The following is a 21,596-nucleotide window of genomic DNA, read 5'->3' on the forward strand; positions in this document are numbered from 1 at the left end:
ATTCCTCCTAAATTGCATCTGCTTATTTCTGGAAAAAGGGGTCTTTTCTGACCCCTTTTCCCGAATTCACCCCTGAAAGCACTTTACTTTCCTGCTTTATCAAGGTACCCCTGCCAATTATCAAGCATTTTATCCTTGGTCAAATCACCTTCAAGATACTTTACGAGATCATTGGTCATAGATGTCATTACATCGGATGCATTGGGAAGTCCTATGAATTCGTTAATTACATAATTCTTCTTATAAAGCTCATAATACGACTGGAACTGTTTTGGAGCTGCGCTATAATCCGGCTGAGCTACCGTGCTGTTCGGGAATGCAGACATGGTAGCTGCCAATCCAGCTGAAGCGGAACCATCTTTTCCATCCTTACCACCCAATAAGTAGTTAATAAAATCTGCTGCTTCTTTTTTATTCTTGCATGAATCAGAAATTCCTACTGCCCAGCTTGCATAACAAATTCCGCTCTTATTTGTATATCCGTCTTTAACAGGTATCGTAGTAGCTTCAAAATTTAATTTAAAAAATTGACTCATAGTAGCAGCTGATGCGATTGTAAATGCACAGTTACCTGCTGCAAAATTACTTGTCATTGCAGACTCTTCCAGTGTACTCATACCAGGATATAAGGATCCATCATCATAAAGTCTTTTAAACATATCTACCAGAGAAGCCACGTCCTGATTTCCCTTAACCTTATATTCTCCGCTGTCATCCTTCATGCTGATTCCCGAAGCCCATCCTGTGCCCATGAATACATTTTGAATACCGTTTGCATTTGTTGTACCAAGATTTAATGCAAAAGCCGAATGCCCTGCCACAGTAATTTTTTTACATGCCGCTTCCAGTTCACTCCATGTTGTCGGAACAGATTCAACACCTGAATTCTTAAGAATATCCATGTTTACATACATCGGATAAGAGAAATTCAATACTGGAACAACATAACCAATACCTTTTACTTTCCAGATATCGCTGGCAAGACTACCATTTACACCAGCTGCATCTACATCAGTCAGAATTCCCATATCTACAAATTCTGATAACCAAGCTCCGTCAACACTTATGATATCTGCAATGGTTCCATTTGTTGAACCTGCTGTAATTGCGGTCTTTGTATCAGACCAGGGTGCAGTGAGTAGTTCAACTTTTACTCCTGTCTCCTTTTCATACTTTGAACAAATTTCATCCAGATACCCCTCTGGAAGTTCAGCTCCCCACCACTGCTGAAACTTCAAGGTAATATTCTTACCAGCTTCTTCCTTTGTTGCAGCTTCTTTCTTTGTTGCAGCTGTTCCTGTACTTTCGCCAGGTTCTTTAGTTCCACTACTTGTTTTGCTGGCGGATCCGCAAGCTGCCAGACTTGCTGTCATAATAGTGACTAAGCATACAGCAATTGCCTTTTTCATAAACATACCACTTTTCATTCCTTATCCTCCTTATTCTTTTTTCGTGAAATATTATTTCACAATGTTTCTCCATAAGCTCAATTCGTTATTTTTGTCCGTTCAGGCGAATTGTTTTGTGTAATTTTATTTTATCATACTTCTCGTATGTGTCAATATATATATTGTTTATATTATATTTTTTGTATATTTGTAACAATTATTTTATTCTTTTTTATCTACCTTATACTTTTTTTGTTTATTTTTCACAACGCATTATCTGTGTAATAATATTTTATTTCATTCTTTTATCATTTATGGACTTCGTTTGATATTTGGCTGCTATATATTCTTAGGATTCATTGCGTGAATAAAAAACTGATCTGCCGAAATACTGAGTAAGGTATTCCTGTATCCTCTCTTTTACTAATGATAGATGTACATGCGGATTCCTCCTGTTTCCTTTCAAATTTTCGTAAAAAACAGGCGATTCCCCAGAGCACATGCTCCACACAGGGAATCGCCATACAGTTATCCAGTGCCATATATCTTGCACCATCCAATGAATTTTTAGCCAAGACGTTTTGCTTGCCTTGCCCATTGCCCATAGCATCTTCTTTCCTCCTCATAAATGTGACATCTTCTGATATCTCTCCTCCTTTCGTATTATAATCAAAGCATACAATCTGGAGTATACTCCAATGTCAAGAAATATCCATATGGATTCGTAAAATAGAGAAGGAGGGAATCAAACATGACGTATTATTCCATCGGCCAATTTTCAGCTATCAAACATATGAGTATTGATACCCTGCGTTATTATGAAAAACGAAAAATTAATTTGTGTCCAGCGTAATGTCGCCGGACAGCATATTTATACGGAAAACGATGTAGCGTGGGTTGCATTTATCCGCCGCCTGAAAGAAACGGGCATGCTGATAAAGGATATCCGCCGTTATGCGGAACTGCGCTATCTTGGTGAAGCAACCATGGAAGAGCGTCTTGGGATGCTGGAACTTCACCGGAACTATGCCCATGTCTCATTCTAGTCCATATCACATTGTTTTCTACCATATTCCAAGCATCTGACATTCAATACCGGCATAAAGATGATCGCCCCTCAAATTTTTTTAAAAAAGGCTTGTAGTATAAAAATACATTGCTATACTGGAATTAACGGTACCGTAAAAAATCTAATTTTAAAGGAGATTCTTTATGGATAATAATTTTATGATAAAGCAAATCGGCGTAATTTGCGCCGATGAAAATGGATTTCGCATACAGCTTGCACCTGAATACAAAGATTCACTTATCGGCTTAGATGGCTTTTCTTATATCAATATTCTTTGGTGGTTTTCCGGCTGTGATAATGAGAAGGAGCGAAGTGTTTTGTCGGAAGCAAAGCCATATACAAAAGGGCCGGACACGCTGGGGATATTTGCTACTCGCTCACCCCAGCGCCCTAACCCCATTGCCCTATCATGTGCCTATGTCACCTACATTGATGCGAATAATGGGATTGTCGGGCTTGCCTACATTGATGCGGATGACCAAAGTCCTGTTCTCGACATTAAGCCCTATACACCAAGCCTTGACCGTGTGGAAGAACCGGAGGTTCCTGCGTGGTGCAAACACTGGCCTTACAATGTAGAAACCAGTGGAGAATTTGATTGGGAATCTGAATTTAACTTTTAATCATGGGAGGCACAGGGTAGCTTGTTTGCTGCCCTGTGCCTCCTTTCGCTATATCAAAAATAGTCCAGCTGATCCTTGCATAAAGGCTGTGGAAATTTACTGTAACATATGGTTTGATGACTTCAAGCAAGAATTTAATTGCTTAATACTTTTAATAAACAGAATCTCTTATAAGGAGTGGTGGTATGCCCCCAAAGAATCGTTTTTCCTCTGTGCCAAAAAACAAATATAAAATTGTACAGAGGAGTAAATAACAAATGAATAGATTAGATAAACCAGTCATTACAAATGAAACCATTAAGGCAATGGAGGATATGTCTTTTTTTACTTATTCACAAATTTTTGATGACTTACTGATTGTTGCCCAAAAAGAAACGAATTGTTTTGTATTAAAGACAAGCGATGGATTGATAATTATTGATGCCATATGGCCTGCAAAAGAAGCTTTTGATGCCATCATCGGCGCAATTAAAGAAATAGGATGGAACCCTGATTCCATAAAAAAATTGGTCCTAACGCATGGTCATGTCGATCACACAGGATGTGGTAAATGGTTTGTTAAGCAATATCATGCTCACACATATCTTTCTAAAGAAGATGATATTTTCTGGCAAGAACATCCGGCAAAGCCAGACAGACCGAAAACGTGGAAAGACTACAACATTGACTATTATCTGCAAAATGGAGATACCCTAATATTAGGCAACAAGACCATATATGTTTATAGCACGCCCGGTCATACTCCGGGATGCTTGAGTTATATCTTCCCCGTAGAAGATAACGGAGAAAAGCACATGACCGCCCTTTGGGGAGGTACTACCCCGCCTCGAAAAAAGGCCGAGATAGAACTTTACTTGAAATCATTGGAGTACTTTATTAAAATGTCAATCTACAAAAATGTGGATGTAGCTTTAAGCAATCATACGGCAATCGACAATGGTCTTGAACGTATTGCCTACTCTAAGAAGAGATTATCTTATATGCCCAACATCTATGTTATTGGATCTGACGGATTTCAAAAATACTGTCAGGTTTTTCGGATAATGGGCAATGACATGTTAAAAAATCATGAGCATAGCGGGCATTTATTAAGCTGAGCGAATTGCTCGTTATGAACAAAAACAGAATCTGCAATCAGTTTGAGAAACAGGCTGGCTTCACGATAATGAAGCCAACCTGTTTCTTTTCCTACATACCCAATATTTGCCCAGAATGAGTTCCTTCTTTTCCTGTTATCCCACAATTCTCTTAATTATTATTATTAATATACCCAGTATCAGTCGTAGGCATTAAACCATGTTTTGATATTCCTTGATGATAATCAATGAAGTCTATTTGCCCATGGAATCTAAATCACCCAAGCTTCCTGAATTACTACCTGTACTAAATTTGAACCAGTTCAGGTTGAATAAGTATCCGCTTCCTCCCGTAAATTTCAGATATAAGTCATGCTTTCCGCTCACCCCACTAACATTGCACGTTGCTGCCGCCCAAGTCTGCCAATTCCCGGTCCCGGCAACCGGACAAGTCCCTATCAAAGTCCCGGTAAGACTATCCAGCCTGATCTCAATATTCCCTCCGCTGGTGGCACTGGCGACTCTGGCCTGAAAGCTTGCAGCACCACTGCCGAAATCAATATTGCTGTAAACTGCATAATCACCGTTTTCGATATATCCGACATTCTCCCCACCTTCAGTACAGCTTTCGGTTTGAACACCCGATTGGTTATTGTAACTCTCCGCTTCGATCTGTGTAAAGGCCGATCTTGGGTCAGGAGTTGGCGGAACACCCCCAGAATCTAATGCGGCACCATCAAACGGAATGACGATAACCTTACTGCCATGACTGTCGTTGCCCAAGTCTTTGTCTTTTTCAACGTCTATCGCTGAGAGTGTCATCGCAACCACATGGCCATTCTCCATATACACATTGGGACGTTCTAATTTATTCCAATGATTGACCGTACCATTTGAATAGCGGATAAAATTCGCTGTCGGGTCATAGGCGTATCCCGGTTCTAGTTTCCAGTTGCTGATACCATCTTGGGAAGTGATGTGATACGCCTTACGTGTGTCCCACTTATTGACAATAATATGATAAAGGCCACCACTATACCACATAACCGGATCTTCCATGTTGCCTGTCGGACAACCGGGAATTTTCGCATAAATATTGGTTCCCTGAATGGTGTAAGGTCCAAGGACATTATCAGCAATACCAATTACCCCATCTCTTTCAATCAACCCATAACGTCCATCCGGACGAAGCATAATGTAAACATTCGACGCTGTATATTTGGATGAGTAAGCATTTGAAGTAATCGATACACTACCCAGCTTTGACCATGGCCCATCCAGGGAATTGGAGACAAAAATGTCCGCCGGCCGCCTGGTTTCACTCACAAGGATCGCATACCGCCCGTCTTTTAGTTGTAGCGGAACCACGTTGTGACCTTTACCGCCCTGATCGTTGGGCCAGCACATACCCTTGTCCGTATAAGGTCCATACAGATTGGAGCTCGTCGCATGAACAGCCACAGAGCCAAACCACCCGTTGTGGCCGGCAGATTGATTCCACCGGCTGGCAAACATATGATACGTGCCATCCGGTCCCTTGATGATTCCTCCATCCCAATAAGCATACTTCGACATGGTCCTGTCTTCCAAACCGTTGGATTGATCGCGAGGGCCCACTGCCGTAGCGCCCCAGCAGGACGATGATAGGGAATCGATTATCGGCGTCGCTTTAAAATAATCAATATACGATGAAGCAGCATGTACTACAGTGAAAGATGCCAGTGATAAAACTAATCCAATAATAAATATTGATTTTTTTTTCATAATCCACAATTACCTCCTTATTTGAATTTAACGGTATTGTTGTAAACAACTTTAGAGCGCACGTTTTAAGGCAAACAAGGTAATTTCGTAATAGAAGGTACATTTTCATCAATGCATAGTCTGTTCATCAACACTCTCTTATTACTTGAGATCTCCGGCGTTTACACTTCCATCGGTAAACTTGAACCAGTTAAGGTTGAATAAGTATCCGCTTCCTCCCGTAAATTTCAGGTATAAGTCATGTTTTCCGCTTACTCCGTTAACACTGCACGTTGCATCAGCCCAAGTCTGCCAGCCTCCGGTTCCGGCAACCGGACAAGTCCCTACTAAAGAACCGGTAAGACTATCAAGCCTGATCTCAATATTACCTCCGCTGGTGGAACTGGCGACTCTGGCCTTAAAGCTTTCTGCACCATTGCCGAAATCGATATTGTTGTAAACTGCATAATCCCCGTTTTCGATATACCCGACATTCTCCCCTCCTTCGCTGCAGCTTTCGGTTTGGATTCCAGACTGGGTGTTGTAACTTTCCGCTTCTATCTGTGAAAAAGCCGATGTCTCGCCAGGAGTTGGTGTAGGAGTTACACCTGTGCCGGTGAACTTCCACCAGTTGAAGTTAAATAGAGAACCGCTTCCACCGGTAAATTTAAAGTATAGGTCATGTACTCCTGTTGCACCGCTTACATTACAGGTCTTAGTTATCCAGGTCTGCCAACCTCCGGTACTTGAAACAGCACAAGTTCCCACCAGTTTCCCTGTCTCGCTGTCAAGGCGGAGTTCAATATTCCCGCCGTTAGTTGCCGAAGCCACTCTTGCATCAAAAGATGCCGCACCGGAACCAAAATCTACACCTTTTACTTTTATCCAGTCCCCGTTTTCGATATAACATACATCCATTCCGCCTTCACTGCATTTTTCTGTCTCAACACCGGATTCCCAGCAAATTGTTTCAGCTTCAGTTTTGACATATGGGTCCAGATTACTAAGCTGGTCCGGACCATTTTGGGTAATTGGAATACTGGGAATTGTGCCATCTGCATTGTATTTGAATTGTTCCAAGCCAACAGAACGATGGTAGCTTCCGCCTCCCGGTAAAGTACCGGTATGGTAAAAGAGGTAGGAATTTCCCTTATAATCGATTACTCCCGGATGGTTTGTATAGCTGTTTTGCGAACCCATAATAGTTCCCTTGGAGGTCCATGGACCGGTAGGACTGTTGCTGGTAGCATAGGAGATATTTTCGGATCCTCCGGTCATACCTGCGTATACCATGTAAAATAAATTATTACGCTTGTAGAACCACGGGCCTTCGATAAAACTCGCTGGTTTCGGAGATACTTGGACAATACCGCCTGAGTATGAAATCATATCTTGATTCAACTTCACATAATAGAGGTTACTGTTCCCCCAGTAGAGATACGCCTGTCCATTGTCGTCAATGAATACGGTAGGGTCGATATCCTGCGCCCCGTTATTGGTGATTAAAGGTTTCCCGATAGGATCGGTGAACGGCCCGGTCGGGCTGTCTGATACCGCTACACCGATTACCCTTGCGCCCCCGGCATTTTTCCGTGTCATCGGAACGTAGAAATAAAACTTCCCGTTCCTGTAAATAACCTGGCCAGCCCATGCATCGCCTTGCGCCCAACTGAATGTTTTGTAAGACAACGGTGATCCATGATCCGTCCAGTTTTGCATGTCGGTGGATGAATAGCATCTCCAGTCATTCATGGTATAAAAATTATTGACGATGGTGTCCTCGTCATGAGTGGTATACAAATAGCAAGTCCCGTTATAGACCGTCGGGGCAGGATCCGCAGTATAATTCGTTTGTACGATTGGATTGTCTGCATAACACTCTGTTGAATGAAATAGGGAAATAGCCAACAGGAAAACTACAACTCTACATACTTTTTTCATATATTACCTCCAATCAATATGATAATTTCGTAAAAGTGCCCAAAAGGTACTTTTTAAAAACGGCAAAATCAAGTGCATCAATTATCTGTTGCATCAATACTCCCATCTCCATTGAGATCTCCGGCGGTTAAACTTGTGCCGGTAAACTTGAACCAGTTCAGGTTGAATAAGTATTCTCCTCCTCCCGTAAATTTCAGGTATATGTCATGTTTTCCGCTTACTCCGCTAACACTGCACGTTGCGTTAGCCCAAGTCTGCCAATCACCAGTTCCAGCGACTGCACAAGTCCCTACTAAAGGACCGGTAAGACTATCCAGCCTGATCTCAATATTACCTCCGCTGGTGGCGCTGGCTACTCTAGCCTGGAAGCCTGCCGCACCGCTGCCGAAATCTATATTGTTGTAGATTGCATAATCCCCATTCTCAACATACCCGATATTCTGTCCGCCCTCGTTACAAGTTTCGGTTTGGATTCCCGACTGGTTGTCGTAACTCTCTGCTTCGATCTGTGTGAATGCCGATTTCGGGCCAGGGGTTGGGGTGCCATAATCCGTAAATCCTTTCGCGCACGCCATTTGTGAAAAATTCCACAGACTTGGTTTCCAAACAGTCCAATCGTGACCTCTTCCTGGAATTTGATAATAGGTGCAAGGGATATCATTGCTCTTACAAAAATTAGCTATGCCGTTACTGTAAGATAAATTATCATTGGTTCCAATGCAAAGAAACAATAGCTTCATCTGCTGACGGGTAGCTGCAGGATCTGGAAACAATTTGCTGGTCGGATAGGCAACAGGTCCGCCGCCTGAAAAACCTCCGACATAGGCGAATTTGTTCATATTTGTACACCCAATATTATATGATTGTGGACCACCATACGAGAGACCGGCAATTGCTCTGTGAAGGCGGTCAGTATAAACGGAATAGTGTGAATCGATGTATGGTATAAGGCTGTTGAGTATATCATCCGGAAGCTTACCATCAGATATTGACGATGTATTAGCATTTGGTGTTACAATGATAAATGGCTGAATATTGCCATCGGCAATAAGGTTGTCCATAATGACATTGGCTGCACCTCCGCCTGTAAACCAATCACCTTCACTCCCGCCGTAACCGTGCAATAAATACAGGACGCTGTATTTGTTGCTTGTTGAATATCCTGGCGGCAGGTAAATTTTCGCCTTCCTCAGGCTGTTTGTTGCTGATGATTGATAAGTAATACTGTTGATCTGCCCGTGCGAAATGTTGTATCTGGCTTGGTCATATCCTGTCGGCGGCATGGTGGGGAGCGCTTCCGCCGCCATTGAGTTTACAGGCATTGCTAAAAGTACTGCAAGAGTGAAAAAAGCCGGTACTATTTTCCTGCCAATTTCATTTATTAAGGGTTTTAGTCTCATTTTTTATTTCCCCTTTCTTTTATATTGCCGGTATCCCAAACGGGATACACGGCAACATGATTAGAGTACACTATCTTTCCCCGGTAAATTGGAACCAGTTTATATTGAATAAGTAACCGCTCCCACCGGTAAATTTCAAGTATACGTTATGCATCCCGCTTGCTCCGCTGACACTGCAGGTTCTGCTAGTCCACGTCTGCCAACCGCCAGTCCCGGTGATAGAACAAGTTCCTACTAAAGGACCAGTAAGACTGTCCAGCCTGATCTCAATATTACCTCCACTGGCGCCGCTGGCTACTCTGGCCTGGAAGCTTGCCGCTCCGGCGCCGAAATTGATATTGTTGTATACAGCAAAATCCCCATTCTCAATATACCCAATGTTCTGTCCTCCTTCGCTGCAGTTTTCCGATTGAATACCCGATTGGCTGCTGAAACTCTCCGCTTCAATCTGTGAAGGCGATCCGCTTACTCGGAGCAGTGCCGCCGATTCACCCATCTTCATACCTTGTGAATTTAATACACATAACCTGTACGTACCGGCAGCGGCTGGGGCAGTAATCGTTGTCGCAGTTCCTTCAGTTTTCGTCATCGTAGGTCCCTCGACAAAACTGGTTGTTCCGGCCGGGGCAAACCATACCGTATTTGAAGAATTACCGCTGCTCCTTATACTTATGCCAGTTCCGGCTGCAGCAGCACAGCTTGCGGGGAACACATAATTCAGTGTCGAAAGCAAGCTCGCCGGGATAATATCCCTGTATGCTTCCTGGATTCCCGAATTCAAACAGGTGGTGTACTGTGTCAAAGGCCATACGTTATCCGGTACGACAACCGGGGGATCAATTTTACTGTTTGGAGGATTAACGCCCATTTTACTTACGGTGGCGTAGGTCCGCAGTATGGTTAAATCGTGTTTTTGTCCAAAATCCTCACAGTTGATGGTATACTTTACCCCCGGATCAATATCCAGTACGTTGTCATTTTCATTGATATAGGCAGTTCCTTCATCGTTATGCAAACCATAGGTCGGACCTGAGGTTGCAGGAGGAATTCCCCTGACATAGTTCTGGTTAATGTTCGTGCCCGGCATCTGCCCGATGGTATAGATGGCTCCGCTGTCATGAAGCCTGGTTAAGGTATTAATAATCCGGTTATTACTTACTGTGTTGTTTTTACAGGTAGTGGAGTCAGTGAAATTACGCCATCCCCATCCTAAATGGATCCCATTGTATGCTGTTGATTGAACATGGTTATTCGTTATTTTGATGGTATCGACAAAGTAAGCCGTGATGGCGGCACATCCCCCAAATCCGTGAGACGTGCTTGTGCTGTACAACAAATTATTGTTGATGGTGTTATTCTTACAAACCCCTTCTACGCCGGGAGCATATTTTGCATGGTTTCCACCATCTCCAATATAAACATGCTGCGGATGCCCTACCGTGATGCCGCTGGATGTGATGTCCGTGATGTAGTTGCCGATAAGACTGGAATTTATAACATCGTTTACCATGGAAATTCCATCATTGCCGCTGTGCTTCACTATATTTCTTATAAAGTTGATGGAATCGCTGCTGCTTACGTTGACCATTCCCGGCAATGTATCAACAAGATCATACTTGGTGTTGTGCCAATTGTCGTTATAAAATGCGATAAATGCCTGTGCAGCCTGACATGTAGATTTACCGTGTGAGCCTGCAACATTCACAAGGCTGTAATCCGTATTTTCAAAAGTAATGCCCTGGAAGGTGATATTCCTGACCCTGTTTGCAGTTGATGTTCCTGCGATGTCGATCAGCTTCTCTACAACAGGAGCCTCTACATCGGCAGTGGTCATATTCTCACCTGGACGGATATAGTAATAAAGCGTTTTGGCCGTCTTGTCAAAATAAAATTGTCCAGGAGAATTTAAGAATTCGAAGGCATTATAAATCGTATGGGTACCAGAAGCACTAAAGGCTGCACCCCACCCCGGAGTCTGTGCTATCGCCCCATAAGGCTGCTGCAAAAGAAGCACTCTATAACTGCCGGATGTAATGACATCCCTGGCACAAACTATATTCTCATTCCAGGTAGTACCGTTTACGATCTCAAGGTCATCTTTGTTGCTGGCAATTGCCGGTACATCCGATGTATTATACTGAACCCCGTCACTCTTACTGCCGCTTGTCCATGCCCAGCCAGCCTGTCCTGCAGTTACGGAATAAGTCCCATACCCTCCGCGGGCTGTGACGGTTTTGCTGGTCATCGAAGCCCTCTGGTCATTCACATAAAGGTTCCTCAATTTGGCCGAACGATTGAGCGCAGCCTTATAAATATTGCCGCTATGCTGAGTCCAACCTGTAACTTTTGCTGCACCGTTCAAGACAGGCGTTTCACCCGGGTATGCCTGGTAATAGATCCTGTATCCGTTTGTCCCTGAATCCTGTGGTCCGAAAGTAACGGTACTGGTGATACTGTAGTTTCCGCCCCGCAAATAAATATAGATATCTCCGGTCATATTGCTGTTGATCATGCGTATAACGTCGCGCGCCTTTGCGATTGTTTGGAAGGGTGCTGCAAGCGTTCCCGGGTTGCTGTCGCTTCCTGTCGGCGAAACATAATAGGTTGCCTGAAAAGCCTTCTTTTTTAACATACCCATTCCCCCTAATTTTTAAAACATACCTTTATAGCGTATAAGGTAACTTCGAAATTGTACCTCACCAGCCGAGGGCTTGAATCATTTTTTCAGCATATCGCTTGCCCAGGGTAACTGATGAATCATGACTAAAATGAAGACGATATTGTGTATCGCCAGGGTCTACTGCCAGACCACTTGCAGAGACTACCGAGCAGTTCGTAATCAGGGACGGCAGTTGGTTTACCAACCTGTTGTGACCTGCACAAGGACCGCTGTAAAGCAGTTCGCCGGGGAGGAAAGGAACATTCCCCAGGTTTAAATCTTTTCTAAGGTCATCCACCAGTGTTTTTACCTTGCCGGGCCAACTTGGGTCTCCGCTGTTGGATTCGCCCTGGTGGAAAATGATGCCTTCAATGACGCCACCATTTTGCTGTGCAATTTTTGCACGGTTGATGATCCAGTTATATTTGGTGCCTCCCGACTTCATAAATGTCTCGATCCTTTCACCGCTGATCGCGCAGGGTATCAGTCCGATCGTATCACCAGCCGGGACTTTCTGTATCATGGTCTTGCCAAACCAGTCTCCAGGGCCGATAGCATTAAGCCAGGAAGCATGAAGAGGTGGACATGCCACATCCCACTTATTGGTTACCCGTCCGAGTGCAGCATTATTATCATACCCCAATACAAGCACGCGGGGATCTTCCACTTTATCAGAAGCTTGTGCCAAAGCATAACCTGCCATATTGGATTGACCTAATAACAGAAAACAGTGGAATTTAGCAGCATTTGGTGTTGGAGTTGTTGTCTGTACGGGTGTCTGTGCAGGCGTAAGGGTGAGACCTTGTCCGTTTTCAACCCCCAGGCTTTCCATACTGTATAGCGCCGTAAATTTAAACCAGTTGAGGTTAAACAGGTATCCGCTTCCGCCTGTAAATTTCAGATAAACGTCATGTTTTCCGCTTGCCCCGCTGACATCGCACTTTACATCGGTCCAGGTCTGCCAAGCGCCGGTTCCTGCAACCGGACAAGTCCCGATTAAAGTGCCGTTAATACTATCCAGCCTGATCTCAATATTACCACCACTGGCGGCGCTGGCTACTCTGGCCTGGAAGCCTGCCGCACCGGTGCCAAAATCGATATTGCTGTAACTAACATAATCGCCATTCTCGATATACCCGACATTCTCCCCACCTTCGGTACAGGTTTCGGTTTGGACTCCCTGCTGGTTCTCGAAACTTTCCGCTTCGATCTGTGTAAAGGCCGAAATGGGGTCAGGGTTTGATGGTGGCGTGTTCTGCTCCGTAAATCCTGCTGCGCACGCCATCTGGGCGAAATTCCACAGACTTGGCTTCCATACGCTCCAATCATGACCGTTACCCCAGAGAAGCCATTCCGTGTAACGAATATTATTGGACTTGCAATAATCTCTTACCCTATTGTTATTGGATATAAGTCCATCTGCGGTTCCGCATGAGAGAAACAGCAGTTTTGAATTCGCCTTAACCTTAGTCCCGCCGTCAGGAAACAGCTGGTTAACCTGTTTGGTGATGGGGGAGGAGGAAAATCCGCCGATATAGGGGAACTTATCCACGTTCGGCAACCCGATATTCAGCGATTGGGCGCCACCCTGTGAAAGACCGGCAATCGCACGGTGTTGGGCATCACTATAAACGGAATAGTGTGATTCAATATAGGGTACAAGAGAATTCATCAAATCTTTCGTAAAATTCTCCCAGCCATCCCTTACTCCCGTTCCCGTTGCATTTCCGTTTGGTAATACAAGGATAAAGGGTTGAATTTTACCAGCAGCAATGAGATTGTCAAGGATGACATTCGGTGCGCCGCTGTTGTACCACTCGTCTTCATTCCCGCCAATGCCATGCAATAAATACATGACGCTGTATTTGTTGTTCGTTGAATACCCTGGCGGCAGGTAAATTCTCGCCCTCCGCTGGCTGTTTGTCGCCGTGGACTGATAAGTAATATAGCTGACCTGACCGTGTGGAATGTTGGTCTTGACCTGGTCATAGCCTGACGGCGGAAAGGTTGGGAGCGTTTCCGCCGCCACTGAACATACAGGTATTGCGAAAAGTACAGCGAGAAGTACAGCGATTATGGAAAATGTTAGTTTCAATTTCCTGCTTATTTCTTTCATTAAGGTTTTTGATTCCATTTTTATTTCTCCTTTCTTTTTTGGTTGTTTAACAGAAACCTACCTTTAGATTAAATTCATCATTACGTCACCATTTTAACCTCCTTCATTTTTAGTAAGTACACTGCACTCGTTTTGCTTATCTTTAAGTTTTCACACACCCCCTTTCACTACCTTATTGCGTATAATAAAATAAACTTATCTTTAAACCGCCGATATCCCGAAGGGAGAGATGCACGGCAGTCTTGTACGGGAAAATCGTTAACTGATCCAAGAAGGTACATTTTCATCAAGGCATAGTCTGCGGCATCAAAACCCTACTATGTCTACATGACCGCTGGTGCTAATAAGTTCCTGCGTATGTACACAAAAATCAAACCAAAAAATTTCAATTTCCTATTGCCTTTTTATTTGCAGGCTAAATAATTGAATTGTAATTTTTTGCTCTACATCATGATGTTAACTCATTATATGATATTCACCCAGTATTTTACATTACATGTAAGAAATGCGACACAGCACGCCATTTTTCATTACTATTCACCCCATGGTTTATATACTATGTCATAAAAACATTATTTTTAAGAACACTAATATCTACCAAAAAGCGGAACGTATACTTGCAGTCATACTTAATGGGAAAGTAAACGTGCATACAAAGGAAATACTTAGAAACTACTGATTTGGAGTCAGATTATGCGTCTGCTACGATATAAATGGCTTTGAGTCCTTAAAAAAGGGCATAAAAAAAGCGGGTATCTTCGTTAAGAAAATTCCCTGCTCATTTTTGATCCTTAATCTTTATCAAGTGTCGGATCTCGCTGGGTGCAAGATGACGACACACTTCGTAAAATCGCTCAGGCATATTTGGATGAAAGAAAAGAAATTAACACCTCCCAACCTAAACCAAATCAGAGCTAGGAGGCATTTGCTCAGATCAGGCTTTAGGCAGTTTTGATGCTCGGTTCAGCACATGACGGTGATCTGCTCTTTAGTCGGCATATCGTGCCAGTCGTAGACGCCTGCGAAGAGACCGTTTATCGTTCAAATATGCTTACGATGATTACCAACGCACAGCTTTTCCGAACTGATCTAGGTACTGAAGGCCAACTTATGTCTAGCTGCAAAACTGTGCATCAACATATTCAACGCGGCTTTGCTTGCGCGGTATACTTCAACATCGCCTTTTTCATTGTTAGCAATACTACCCTGTCAGGCTTTTTCGCCTTAACAGCGTCTATACCCGTTTAGAAAAAATGCTCCGCTTTCATATCCAATTCTTTTGTCATCCTGTATCTTCAGAGTTTTTATCACTATCTCATCTATGCTTGGCGTCACCTTTCCGAAAATGGTTTGCTTTATATGGCAGTATAATCCTCTTTGGACTCTCTCAATTTCCCCTTTGTCAGCCATTCGATCTAACTTTACATTAGTAAGGACTTTCGCTTTATCATATGGAAGTTCAAATTCTGCCGCCAGCTTTTTAGCAATATCCTCTTTTTGAATTACACACTCATAGGGAATATTTTCTACAGCGTTGCTAATGTGTTCTCCATACCCAATTCGTTCCACGTATTCACCAATGAACAGTTTCCTGTTAATAGGAGGTGATTCTGGACATATAGGAAATCTCCTATCCTGTAACCATTATTGGATAGGTATCGAAAGGTCGGGCGTCTCTTAATATACCATTCTTTTTAAAATATAAAACAGAAGGTAACCTATTATACCGCCAGTACAATTTAGAATAATATCGTCTATATCAAATACGCCTAGCACAGTAAATAGTTGAAAAGTTTCAATTAAAAGTACGCTTAGGAATATTATTAAAAATGTTTTATAAAATCTTTGAGCATTGATATAAATTAATGGAACTAAAAAACCCAGAGGAATAAATAAAATGATATTTCCTATGATGTTTTTCAATGACCACCATTCTGTAATATACTTTAATTGTGGAGCAATAGATCTAAAAGGTACTAAGTTGATATTCCAAATACCATCGCATCGATTTTCCATTATAGAATTTACTCTGCTTGTAATATCATTAAAAGAACCATTAAATTTGACTGCAACAAATAGGAAAAGGAAAGCAGCATACACCCACAGAATATTATGAAGAATAGTTTTTTTTAGTAACATATAATTTCTACCTTTCAACCAGCTTTAACTAGATACCAGAACCGGATGCTTCTGGTATCTAGTTATGTATTTTATGAAATATTTCCATCAAATGAATAAATGAATATCTGTTGGAATTCCTTGAAACTTCAAAGCAAACGTAATATTATTCTGTTAGAATGAGAAGAGCAATAGGTATATCGTCTTCCTTTCTTGGTCTCCTCGTCCGTTATTTAGACTGATAGCCAGCTCCTCATTCGCAACGTTCGTTTTATACATGAACTGCTGTCCTACAGTACGTTCGTGTCACACCACAGTAATACCGTATCTGATTTTACCTTTTCAAAAAAATGACACCTGTCTGCAAGTTTAAAATCAACTTTTACTTATTTCAGTAGTTGCGGTTTTAGGATTATTTTATCCGGGCATTGTTCCACTATAAAGTTTATATATTTCAGTTATCTTATCTCGATCTTCTTCATTTTCAATAGTCATTATGAATGCAATCAAAGCTTTTTTCCCACTTGTCATTTATGGTCATCTTATTTACCTTCCTTGCATTTATCCCATTACGGCAGCATAAATGTAAGCAAGATGAAAAATTGCTGTCCCTTGGCGTAGACATTAAGTTGACTAATACTTATAGAAAAAAGATGTCCATTGGAGCCTTGAGCTTGCCAACTTGCATTTACTTATGCAGTTTGAAGCTGGTTGGACTTTAGCTAAGCCCCATATTCCAGTAACAGTTAATTTAATAGTATATAAAACCAATCGCTAGGAAGTTGGATGCTATGCTAGGCCCTAAAATCACACTGGCCTTATTTATTATTCCTACAGCTCCATCATTATAACTTCTTCTTCGAACTGTGCTTTTTGCTGCGCGTTACATTCCGCCTATCCAGATATACCACATTTTGAATTCATTGAATTGGTATCTCTTGTTAGAAGGATCTCTCGGAATCTTTGGGCATAATCTTTTCAAACTTTTTATCTCATGAATTATTATTAACAATTTTTTTTTACGAATTATCCGCTACATAATTTTCTAAATTTATGCATACATCACAATAATTTTGAAGAGTGTGATCATGGGTTATGATTAAAATGATTTTATTTTGGAGTTTCATTTCTTGTAATTTGTTAATAAAGAAATCATTAGACGATTTATCTAAATAGGAAGTTGGTTCATCATAAATAATAAAGTCATTATTTCCAACAAAACTCCTTAACAAAGAAATTTTTTGACGTTCACCACCAGACAAATTTTCTTTATTGTTATCTATCAAATAATCAAGAGATAAATTCGAATTATTTTCATGAAATAATCCAATTTGCACAGCTAATTTATCAATTATCGATATATCTGTATTCTCCTTGCATAGTAAAATATTGTTTAATATTGTATCTTCATAAAGTAATGCATCTTGTGATATACAACAACATAATTTTTCACGAATTTTATACATATCCAAATCTCGTAAATCTTTAGAATTATTAAAAACAATTTTTCCCTCATATATTTGATTTAAGCCTAATAAAATATCAGAAAAAGTGCTTTTTCCAGTTCCATTAGATCCACAAATACAATAAATTTTTCCTTTTTCAAAAATATAGCTAAAGTTATAAACCAATAAATTGTTATCATATCCATATGACAGATTTTGTATCGAAATACTATTAACATGAGCTATCATTTCTGAACCATTACAATCCTCTTGCAGATATATAAGTTCTACCATTCTATTATAACTTACCATAGCACTAATATATGACTGACCAAGATTAGCAAAATATACAACACTATTCATTATTAATCCTAAATAGGTTAGCAATACTGAAAACATGCCTATAGTCATTTTTCCATTAATAAATTGTATTCCTCCAAATATAAGAAGTAGTACTTTAAAAATAGATGACACCGTTATTTGATTCGACTGAAAAAAGCACATAATTTTCTGAAGATTCAATGTTGCTTTATACAAAGAGTCGTATGACGCTCGTAATCTTAAATCAAAAATCTTTCCTATATTAAACATCTTAATTAATCTTAGATGCTTCAATTGCGAAAGCAATACAGAAAAGAAATGTGATTCCATCTCCCTTAATGTTTTAGAATTTGAATATATCATTTTTTTCGTAAGTATATATTGTACCAAATACACAAACAATGCTATTATATAAACAATACACATATACTTACTTACTTTTATTACAATATATATAGTACCAGCAATTGACAGAATATTGCTTACCAAATCTAACGCATTTGTTAACACAAAAGTTATCAGTGCATTAGAGTCTCCCTGAATCCTATGTGTAAAATATGTAATATCTTTATTTGTGTAAAAACACAACGGTAACTTTCGCATATGTTCCACTACATCAAATGTTAGGCTAATACTAGCATTTGCATATATATATGTATGAAGAATTGTGCTAATATATAAGGTTATTATTTGCGTCAAAGCTAAAAGAGCATATATAATGGCAAATCCATAAATTGTTTTCATCGATGGTTGTACTATCAGTTGATCGATAAAAATGCCTGATAGATATGGTGCTACTACTGCCAAAATTGATTTTACAATGACAAAGAACATTAAAATAACAAAAGATAAATAATGTCTCAAAATATATTTTATAGAAAACTTTATCATATTCATCATTGTACCTTTCCAATAAAACACAGAAATAATTATTTAGATAAATTACAAGCAGCGCACAACCGACTTTCATTTATACTACCAGACAGTTTTTTCTCTATATATCTGCAATCTTTACATATATATCTTATATTACATCCTTTACATTTTTCAATTTTATCTTTAGTTAATTTCCAGAATTGATTTAATTTTTTAGATGATGTTAAATTTGTAAAATCATCAATTTTACCTAAAGGTTCATTTATTTTAGGGCAAATTGTTACCGTTTTATGACTTGTAATAGTTAAAAGACCATGCATACAAGTATTATATACATGTCTAATATTATAATCTTGTATGGATGTTCTTTTTAATTCATATAAATTATTATTTAATATAGAATCATTCCTGCTGGTATTGATAACTAAATCTGTATAGATCTCTTTTGGTATAAAAGTTGATGAACAATCCTCTATTACCTCTTTCTTAAATTCAGTATCATGCATTATATCAAAAAGGAGAATAACCGAAAAAGGTAATATGCCTTTAATACTATTGATTAATAAATTATTATGTATACTTTTTTCGTCTAAAATCGGTATCTGTATATAAATATTTATATCTAGCTGTTTTAAAATCCCCCAATATTCTTGGTTAATATTTTGATTATTCCCTAGATATAGTAAGATATTTTTAATTGAAATTTCTTTTGCATACTTAATTACTTTGATATTCCGATAAAAATCTTGAAAAAAATTTCCACCCGAAAAAAAGATTGTATTTGTTCCTAACAATTTTAAATAATCTAAAGCTATAGCATAGTCGTCATATGTTGTTGTGGTTCCATTAATAATATCAGTATCTTTAAAGCAGCCCACACAACTATTCATTCGTATAGAATTTTCATTACAATAATAACAATCACAATCACATTTGCTATTCAATAGTATAAATGCCCGTTCTACAACCGGCCGTTCATTCAAATAGCTAAGCTCCATCCAATTATAATCAATAATCATCTTTTCAACGTAAACTGGTTCATCACTATAAAATCCCAAATTAGCTTCTACTAATTTATCAAAAAATGAGATTAAATATTCATGTAAAATATTTAATGACTTAGATATATTATCTATAGAATTTTTCTTCTCACATAAAGCCAAAATATTTGTTTCAGAAATTTTGTAGGTAAATACATCTCCACTAATTAAATTATATACAGCCCCTCCATCGTTAGAATTATTTACTAACAAGCATTCTTCAAAAAGTTGAAAGTATCTTTTCATCCTAATGTCACCACCAATTCTTTAGCTTTTTTATAATATTGTGACCTATAATTATCCAACCATTGATTATCGAGTTCATTAATGTAGCAATAATGCGCCAAATTGTCAATAAAAGCTTTTTTATTCATAGTGCACATTTCATCTTTCTTTTCAAATACTCCACCTGTCAAAAAATTATTAAAACAAGTAGGGCATACTTTTTTTATTTCACATGATACGCAAGTACTTGATATATTTTCATAGTACTCATTCATTATATTTGCTATTTCCTCATAATCTAAACCAGTATTATTACAACCAATTTTCCTAGTTCTACTAATTTTCTCGCAAATATGATAATCACCATTAACATCAACAAATATTCTTTCTCCTGGAACACATGCTGCAGTAAAACCTAATTGTTTATTATTGCTTAATATTTGTCTCAACACCAAATTCATGCACTGTCTACTAAACAGCATATCCATAACTAGTATTCTTCTATCGTCCTTAGACATTTTTTTTGATACTTTTTCATTTCTACCACACTTAACAATAGAATAATATTCATTTTGCAATTCTTTCCAAGTTCTAATAAAATTATTCTTTTTTTCATACGTAAAATCATCAAAATATGAAGTATTTATTGGGCTTACCATATTAATACTCAAAAGGAAAAATTCTTCATGTTCTACAAAAAAATCTATAACCTTTCTTAAATCTGTATCATAGGAATATACTGCATTTATAAACAAAGGAAACTGTAATACCTCATACGCTCTATATAATTTTTCTATTACTTTGTCATAACTACCAACATTTTTTCTAATTACTCTATGCAAGTCATGCTCATGCCTTCCACCATCTAAGCTAAATATTGGGTGTATTAAATTTTCTTTGAAGAAATACAGCATTTCATCTGTTATTAATGTAGCATTAGACGTTAATGTAATGAAAACCTCACCGCTATATACTTTTTTAATATATACAACACATTTCTTTATTAGTGTAAAATTTAGCAAAGGCTCTCCACCATAAAATGAGAATATAGGTTTTCCATCTGGATTATGTATATGATTTTCGTTCACTAATGTTAGAAAAGTATCAATTGCCACTTTTGCTGTTTCAAATGTCATGTTTTTTTGTCCATGCTCTCTTAGTTCCCCATACTTTTCTCCAAAAATACAATATGTACATCTCATATTACATGTATTTGTAACTTCAATAATCAATTCTGTTAAACCATTTTTCATTACGCAGTCTTTTGCTTCTCTTGCAGTTAAATTTTTACGTTGTAATGCCCTTATGTTTATATCATTCTTACATGCATTTTCTATTTGTTTCAATTTTTCTATTCGCTGTTGTGATGATGCCTTTAATCCTTTTTCAGATAATATTATTCCTGAATTTGTTAAAAATTCATATTCCTCACCACTTTTAGTTTCTATTATAACCTGATTATTATCTAACATAAAACTCCCTTCCCCATATTATATGCTTTGACTAAAAATTGGAATGTGTATAAATGAATACACACATTCCATTTTTTTGAATTC

13 protein-coding genes and 3 pseudogenes are annotated in these 21,596 nt (G+C 39.2%); 3 read left to right on the forward strand and 13 right to left on the reverse strand.

What is annotated here, in order from left to right; all coding sequences use genetic code 11:
• Positions 1-83: 83 nt before the first annotated feature.
• Positions 84-1,427: an ABC transporter substrate-binding protein gene (locus tag RZO55_RS25370; protein ID WP_318067039.1), complete on the reverse strand. Its 1,344-nt coding sequence runs from the start codon at positions 1,425-1,427 to the stop codon at positions 84-86.
• Positions 1,428-1,744: 317 nt separating this feature from the next.
• Positions 1,745-1,993: a hypothetical protein gene (locus tag RZO55_RS25375; protein ID WP_318067040.1), complete on the reverse strand. Its 249-nt coding sequence runs from the start codon at positions 1,991-1,993 to the stop codon at positions 1,745-1,747.
• Positions 1,994-2,181: 188 nt separating this feature from the next.
• Here RZO55_RS25375 and RZO55_RS25380 point away from each other — a divergent pair.
• The 3 genes and pseudogenes from RZO55_RS25380 (at position 2,182) to RZO55_RS25390 (ending at position 4,177) form a co-directional block, all read left to right on the forward strand.
• Positions 2,182-2,434 (forward strand): annotated as a pseudogene (locus RZO55_RS25380) (MerR family transcriptional regulator).
• A 166-nt stretch (positions 2,435-2,600) separates the two neighbouring features.
• Positions 2,601-3,080, forward strand: coding sequence for an SAM-dependent methyltransferase (locus tag RZO55_RS25385; protein ID WP_318067041.1), 480 nt, complete (start codon positions 2,601-2,603; stop codon positions 3,078-3,080).
• 257 nt (positions 3,081-3,337) lie between these two features.
• Positions 3,338-4,177, forward strand: a complete 840-nt coding sequence (locus tag RZO55_RS25390) for an MBL fold metallo-hydrolase (protein ID WP_318067042.1) — start codon at positions 3,338-3,340, stop codon at positions 4,175-4,177.
• Positions 4,178-4,411: 234 nt separating this feature from the next.
• Here RZO55_RS25390 and RZO55_RS25395 read toward each other — a convergent pair whose 3' ends face one another.
• From RZO55_RS25395 to RZO55_RS25440, 11 genes and pseudogenes are all read right to left on the reverse strand, one after another.
• Positions 4,412-5,920: a carbohydrate-binding protein gene (locus tag RZO55_RS25395; protein ID WP_318067043.1), complete on the reverse strand. Its 1,509-nt coding sequence runs from the start codon at positions 5,918-5,920 to the stop codon at positions 4,412-4,414.
• A gap of 141 nt (positions 5,921-6,061) precedes the next feature.
• Positions 6,062-7,840, reverse strand: coding sequence for a glycoside hydrolase family 43 protein (locus RZO55_RS25400; protein WP_318067044.1), 1,779 nt, complete (start codon positions 7,838-7,840; stop codon positions 6,062-6,064).
• A gap of 13 nt (positions 7,841-7,853) precedes the next feature.
• A pseudogene (locus RZO55_RS26085) lies at positions 7,854-8,361 on the reverse strand (carbohydrate-binding protein); the annotation flags it as partial.
• Positions 8,362-8,490: 129 nt separating this feature from the next.
• Positions 8,491-9,240, reverse strand: a pseudogene (locus RZO55_RS26090) (alpha/beta hydrolase); the annotation flags it as partial.
• Positions 9,241-9,310: 70 nt separating this feature from the next.
• A complete protein-coding gene (locus RZO55_RS25410; protein WP_318067045.1) occupies positions 9,311-11,872 on the reverse strand; it encodes a carbohydrate-binding protein in 2,562 nt (853 codons plus the stop codon).
• Positions 11,873-11,936: 64 nt separating this feature from the next.
• Complete coding sequence (locus tag RZO55_RS25415) at positions 11,937-14,033, reverse strand: sialate O-acetylesterase (RefSeq protein WP_439100088.1); 2,097 nt, start codon at positions 14,031-14,033, stop codon at positions 11,937-11,939.
• 1,206 nt (positions 14,034-15,239) lie between these two features.
• Positions 15,240-15,584, reverse strand: coding sequence for a type IV toxin-antitoxin system AbiEi family antitoxin domain-containing protein (locus RZO55_RS25420; RefSeq protein WP_318067046.1), 345 nt, complete (start codon positions 15,582-15,584; stop codon positions 15,240-15,242).
• A 108-nt stretch (positions 15,585-15,692) separates the two neighbouring features.
• Entirely contained in the window at positions 15,693-16,154 is a 462-nt protein-coding gene (locus tag RZO55_RS25425; RefSeq protein ID WP_318067047.1) for a VanZ family protein, read from the reverse strand.
• A gap of 998 nt (positions 16,155-17,152) precedes the next feature.
• Positions 17,153-18,799 carry an ATP-binding cassette domain-containing protein gene (locus RZO55_RS25430; protein WP_318067048.1) on the reverse strand — a complete coding sequence of 549 codons (1,647 nt, stop codon included), beginning with the start codon at positions 18,797-18,799 and terminating at the stop codon, positions 17,153-17,155.
• 29 nt (positions 18,800-18,828) lie between these two features.
• Positions 18,829-20,061 carry a hypothetical protein gene (locus RZO55_RS25435; protein WP_318067049.1) on the reverse strand — a complete coding sequence of 411 codons (1,233 nt, stop codon included), beginning with the start codon at positions 20,059-20,061 and terminating at the stop codon, positions 18,829-18,831.
• A complete protein-coding gene (locus RZO55_RS25440) occupies positions 20,058-21,512 on the reverse strand; it encodes a radical SAM protein (protein ID WP_318067051.1) in 1,455 nt (484 codons plus the stop codon). Before RZO55_RS25440 ends, RZO55_RS25435 begins: the two co-directional genes overlap by 4 nt.
• Positions 21,513-21,596: the final 84 nt, after the last annotated feature.

It is taken from the genome of Clostridium boliviensis (genome assembly GCF_033342255.1).
GTDB classification, from domain to species: Bacteria; Bacillota; Clostridia; order Lachnospirales; family Lachnospiraceae; genus Lacrimispora; species Lacrimispora boliviensis.

Bases quoted from the DNA above. Each gene is read 5' to 3' on its own strand.
- RZO55_RS25370 (WP_318067039.1), bottom strand. From the start codon at position 1,427: ATGAAAAGTGGTATGTTTATGAAAAAGGCAATTGCTGTATGCTTAGTC.
- RZO55_RS25375 (WP_318067040.1), bottom strand. From the start codon at position 1,993: ATGGGCAATGGGCAAGGCAAGCAAAACGTCTTGGCTAAAAATTCATTG.
- RZO55_RS25385 (WP_318067041.1), top strand. From the start codon at position 2,601: ATGGATAATAATTTTATGATAAAGCAAATCGGCGTAATTTGCGCCGAT.
- RZO55_RS25390 (WP_318067042.1), top strand. From the start codon at position 3,338: ATGAATAGATTAGATAAACCAGTCATTACAAATGAAACCATTAAGGCA.
- RZO55_RS25395 (WP_318067043.1), bottom strand. From the start codon at position 5,920: ATGAAAAAAAAATCAATATTTATTATTGGATTAGTTTTATCACTGGCA.
- RZO55_RS25400 (WP_318067044.1), bottom strand. From the start codon at position 7,840: ATGAAAAAAGTATGTAGAGTTGTAGTTTTCCTGTTGGCTATTTCCCTA.
- RZO55_RS25410 (WP_318067045.1), bottom strand. From the start codon at position 11,872: ATGTTAAAAAAGAAGGCTTTTCAGGCAACCTATTATGTTTCGCCGACA.
- RZO55_RS25415 (WP_439100088.1), bottom strand. From the start codon at position 14,033: ATGGAATCAAAAACCTTAATGAAAGAAATAAGCAGGAAATTGAAACTA.
- RZO55_RS25425 (WP_318067047.1), bottom strand. From the start codon at position 16,154: ATGTTACTAAAAAAAACTATTCTTCATAATATTCTGTGGGTGTATGCT.
- RZO55_RS25430 (WP_318067048.1), bottom strand. From the start codon at position 18,799: ATGATGAATATGATAAAGTTTTCTATAAAATATATTTTGAGACATTAT.
- RZO55_RS25435 (WP_318067049.1), bottom strand. From the start codon at position 20,061: ATGAAAAGATACTTTCAACTTTTTGAAGAATGCTTGTTAGTAAATAAT.
- RZO55_RS25440 (WP_318067051.1), bottom strand. From the start codon at position 21,512: ATGTTAGATAATAATCAGGTTATAATAGAAACTAAAAGTGGTGAGGAA.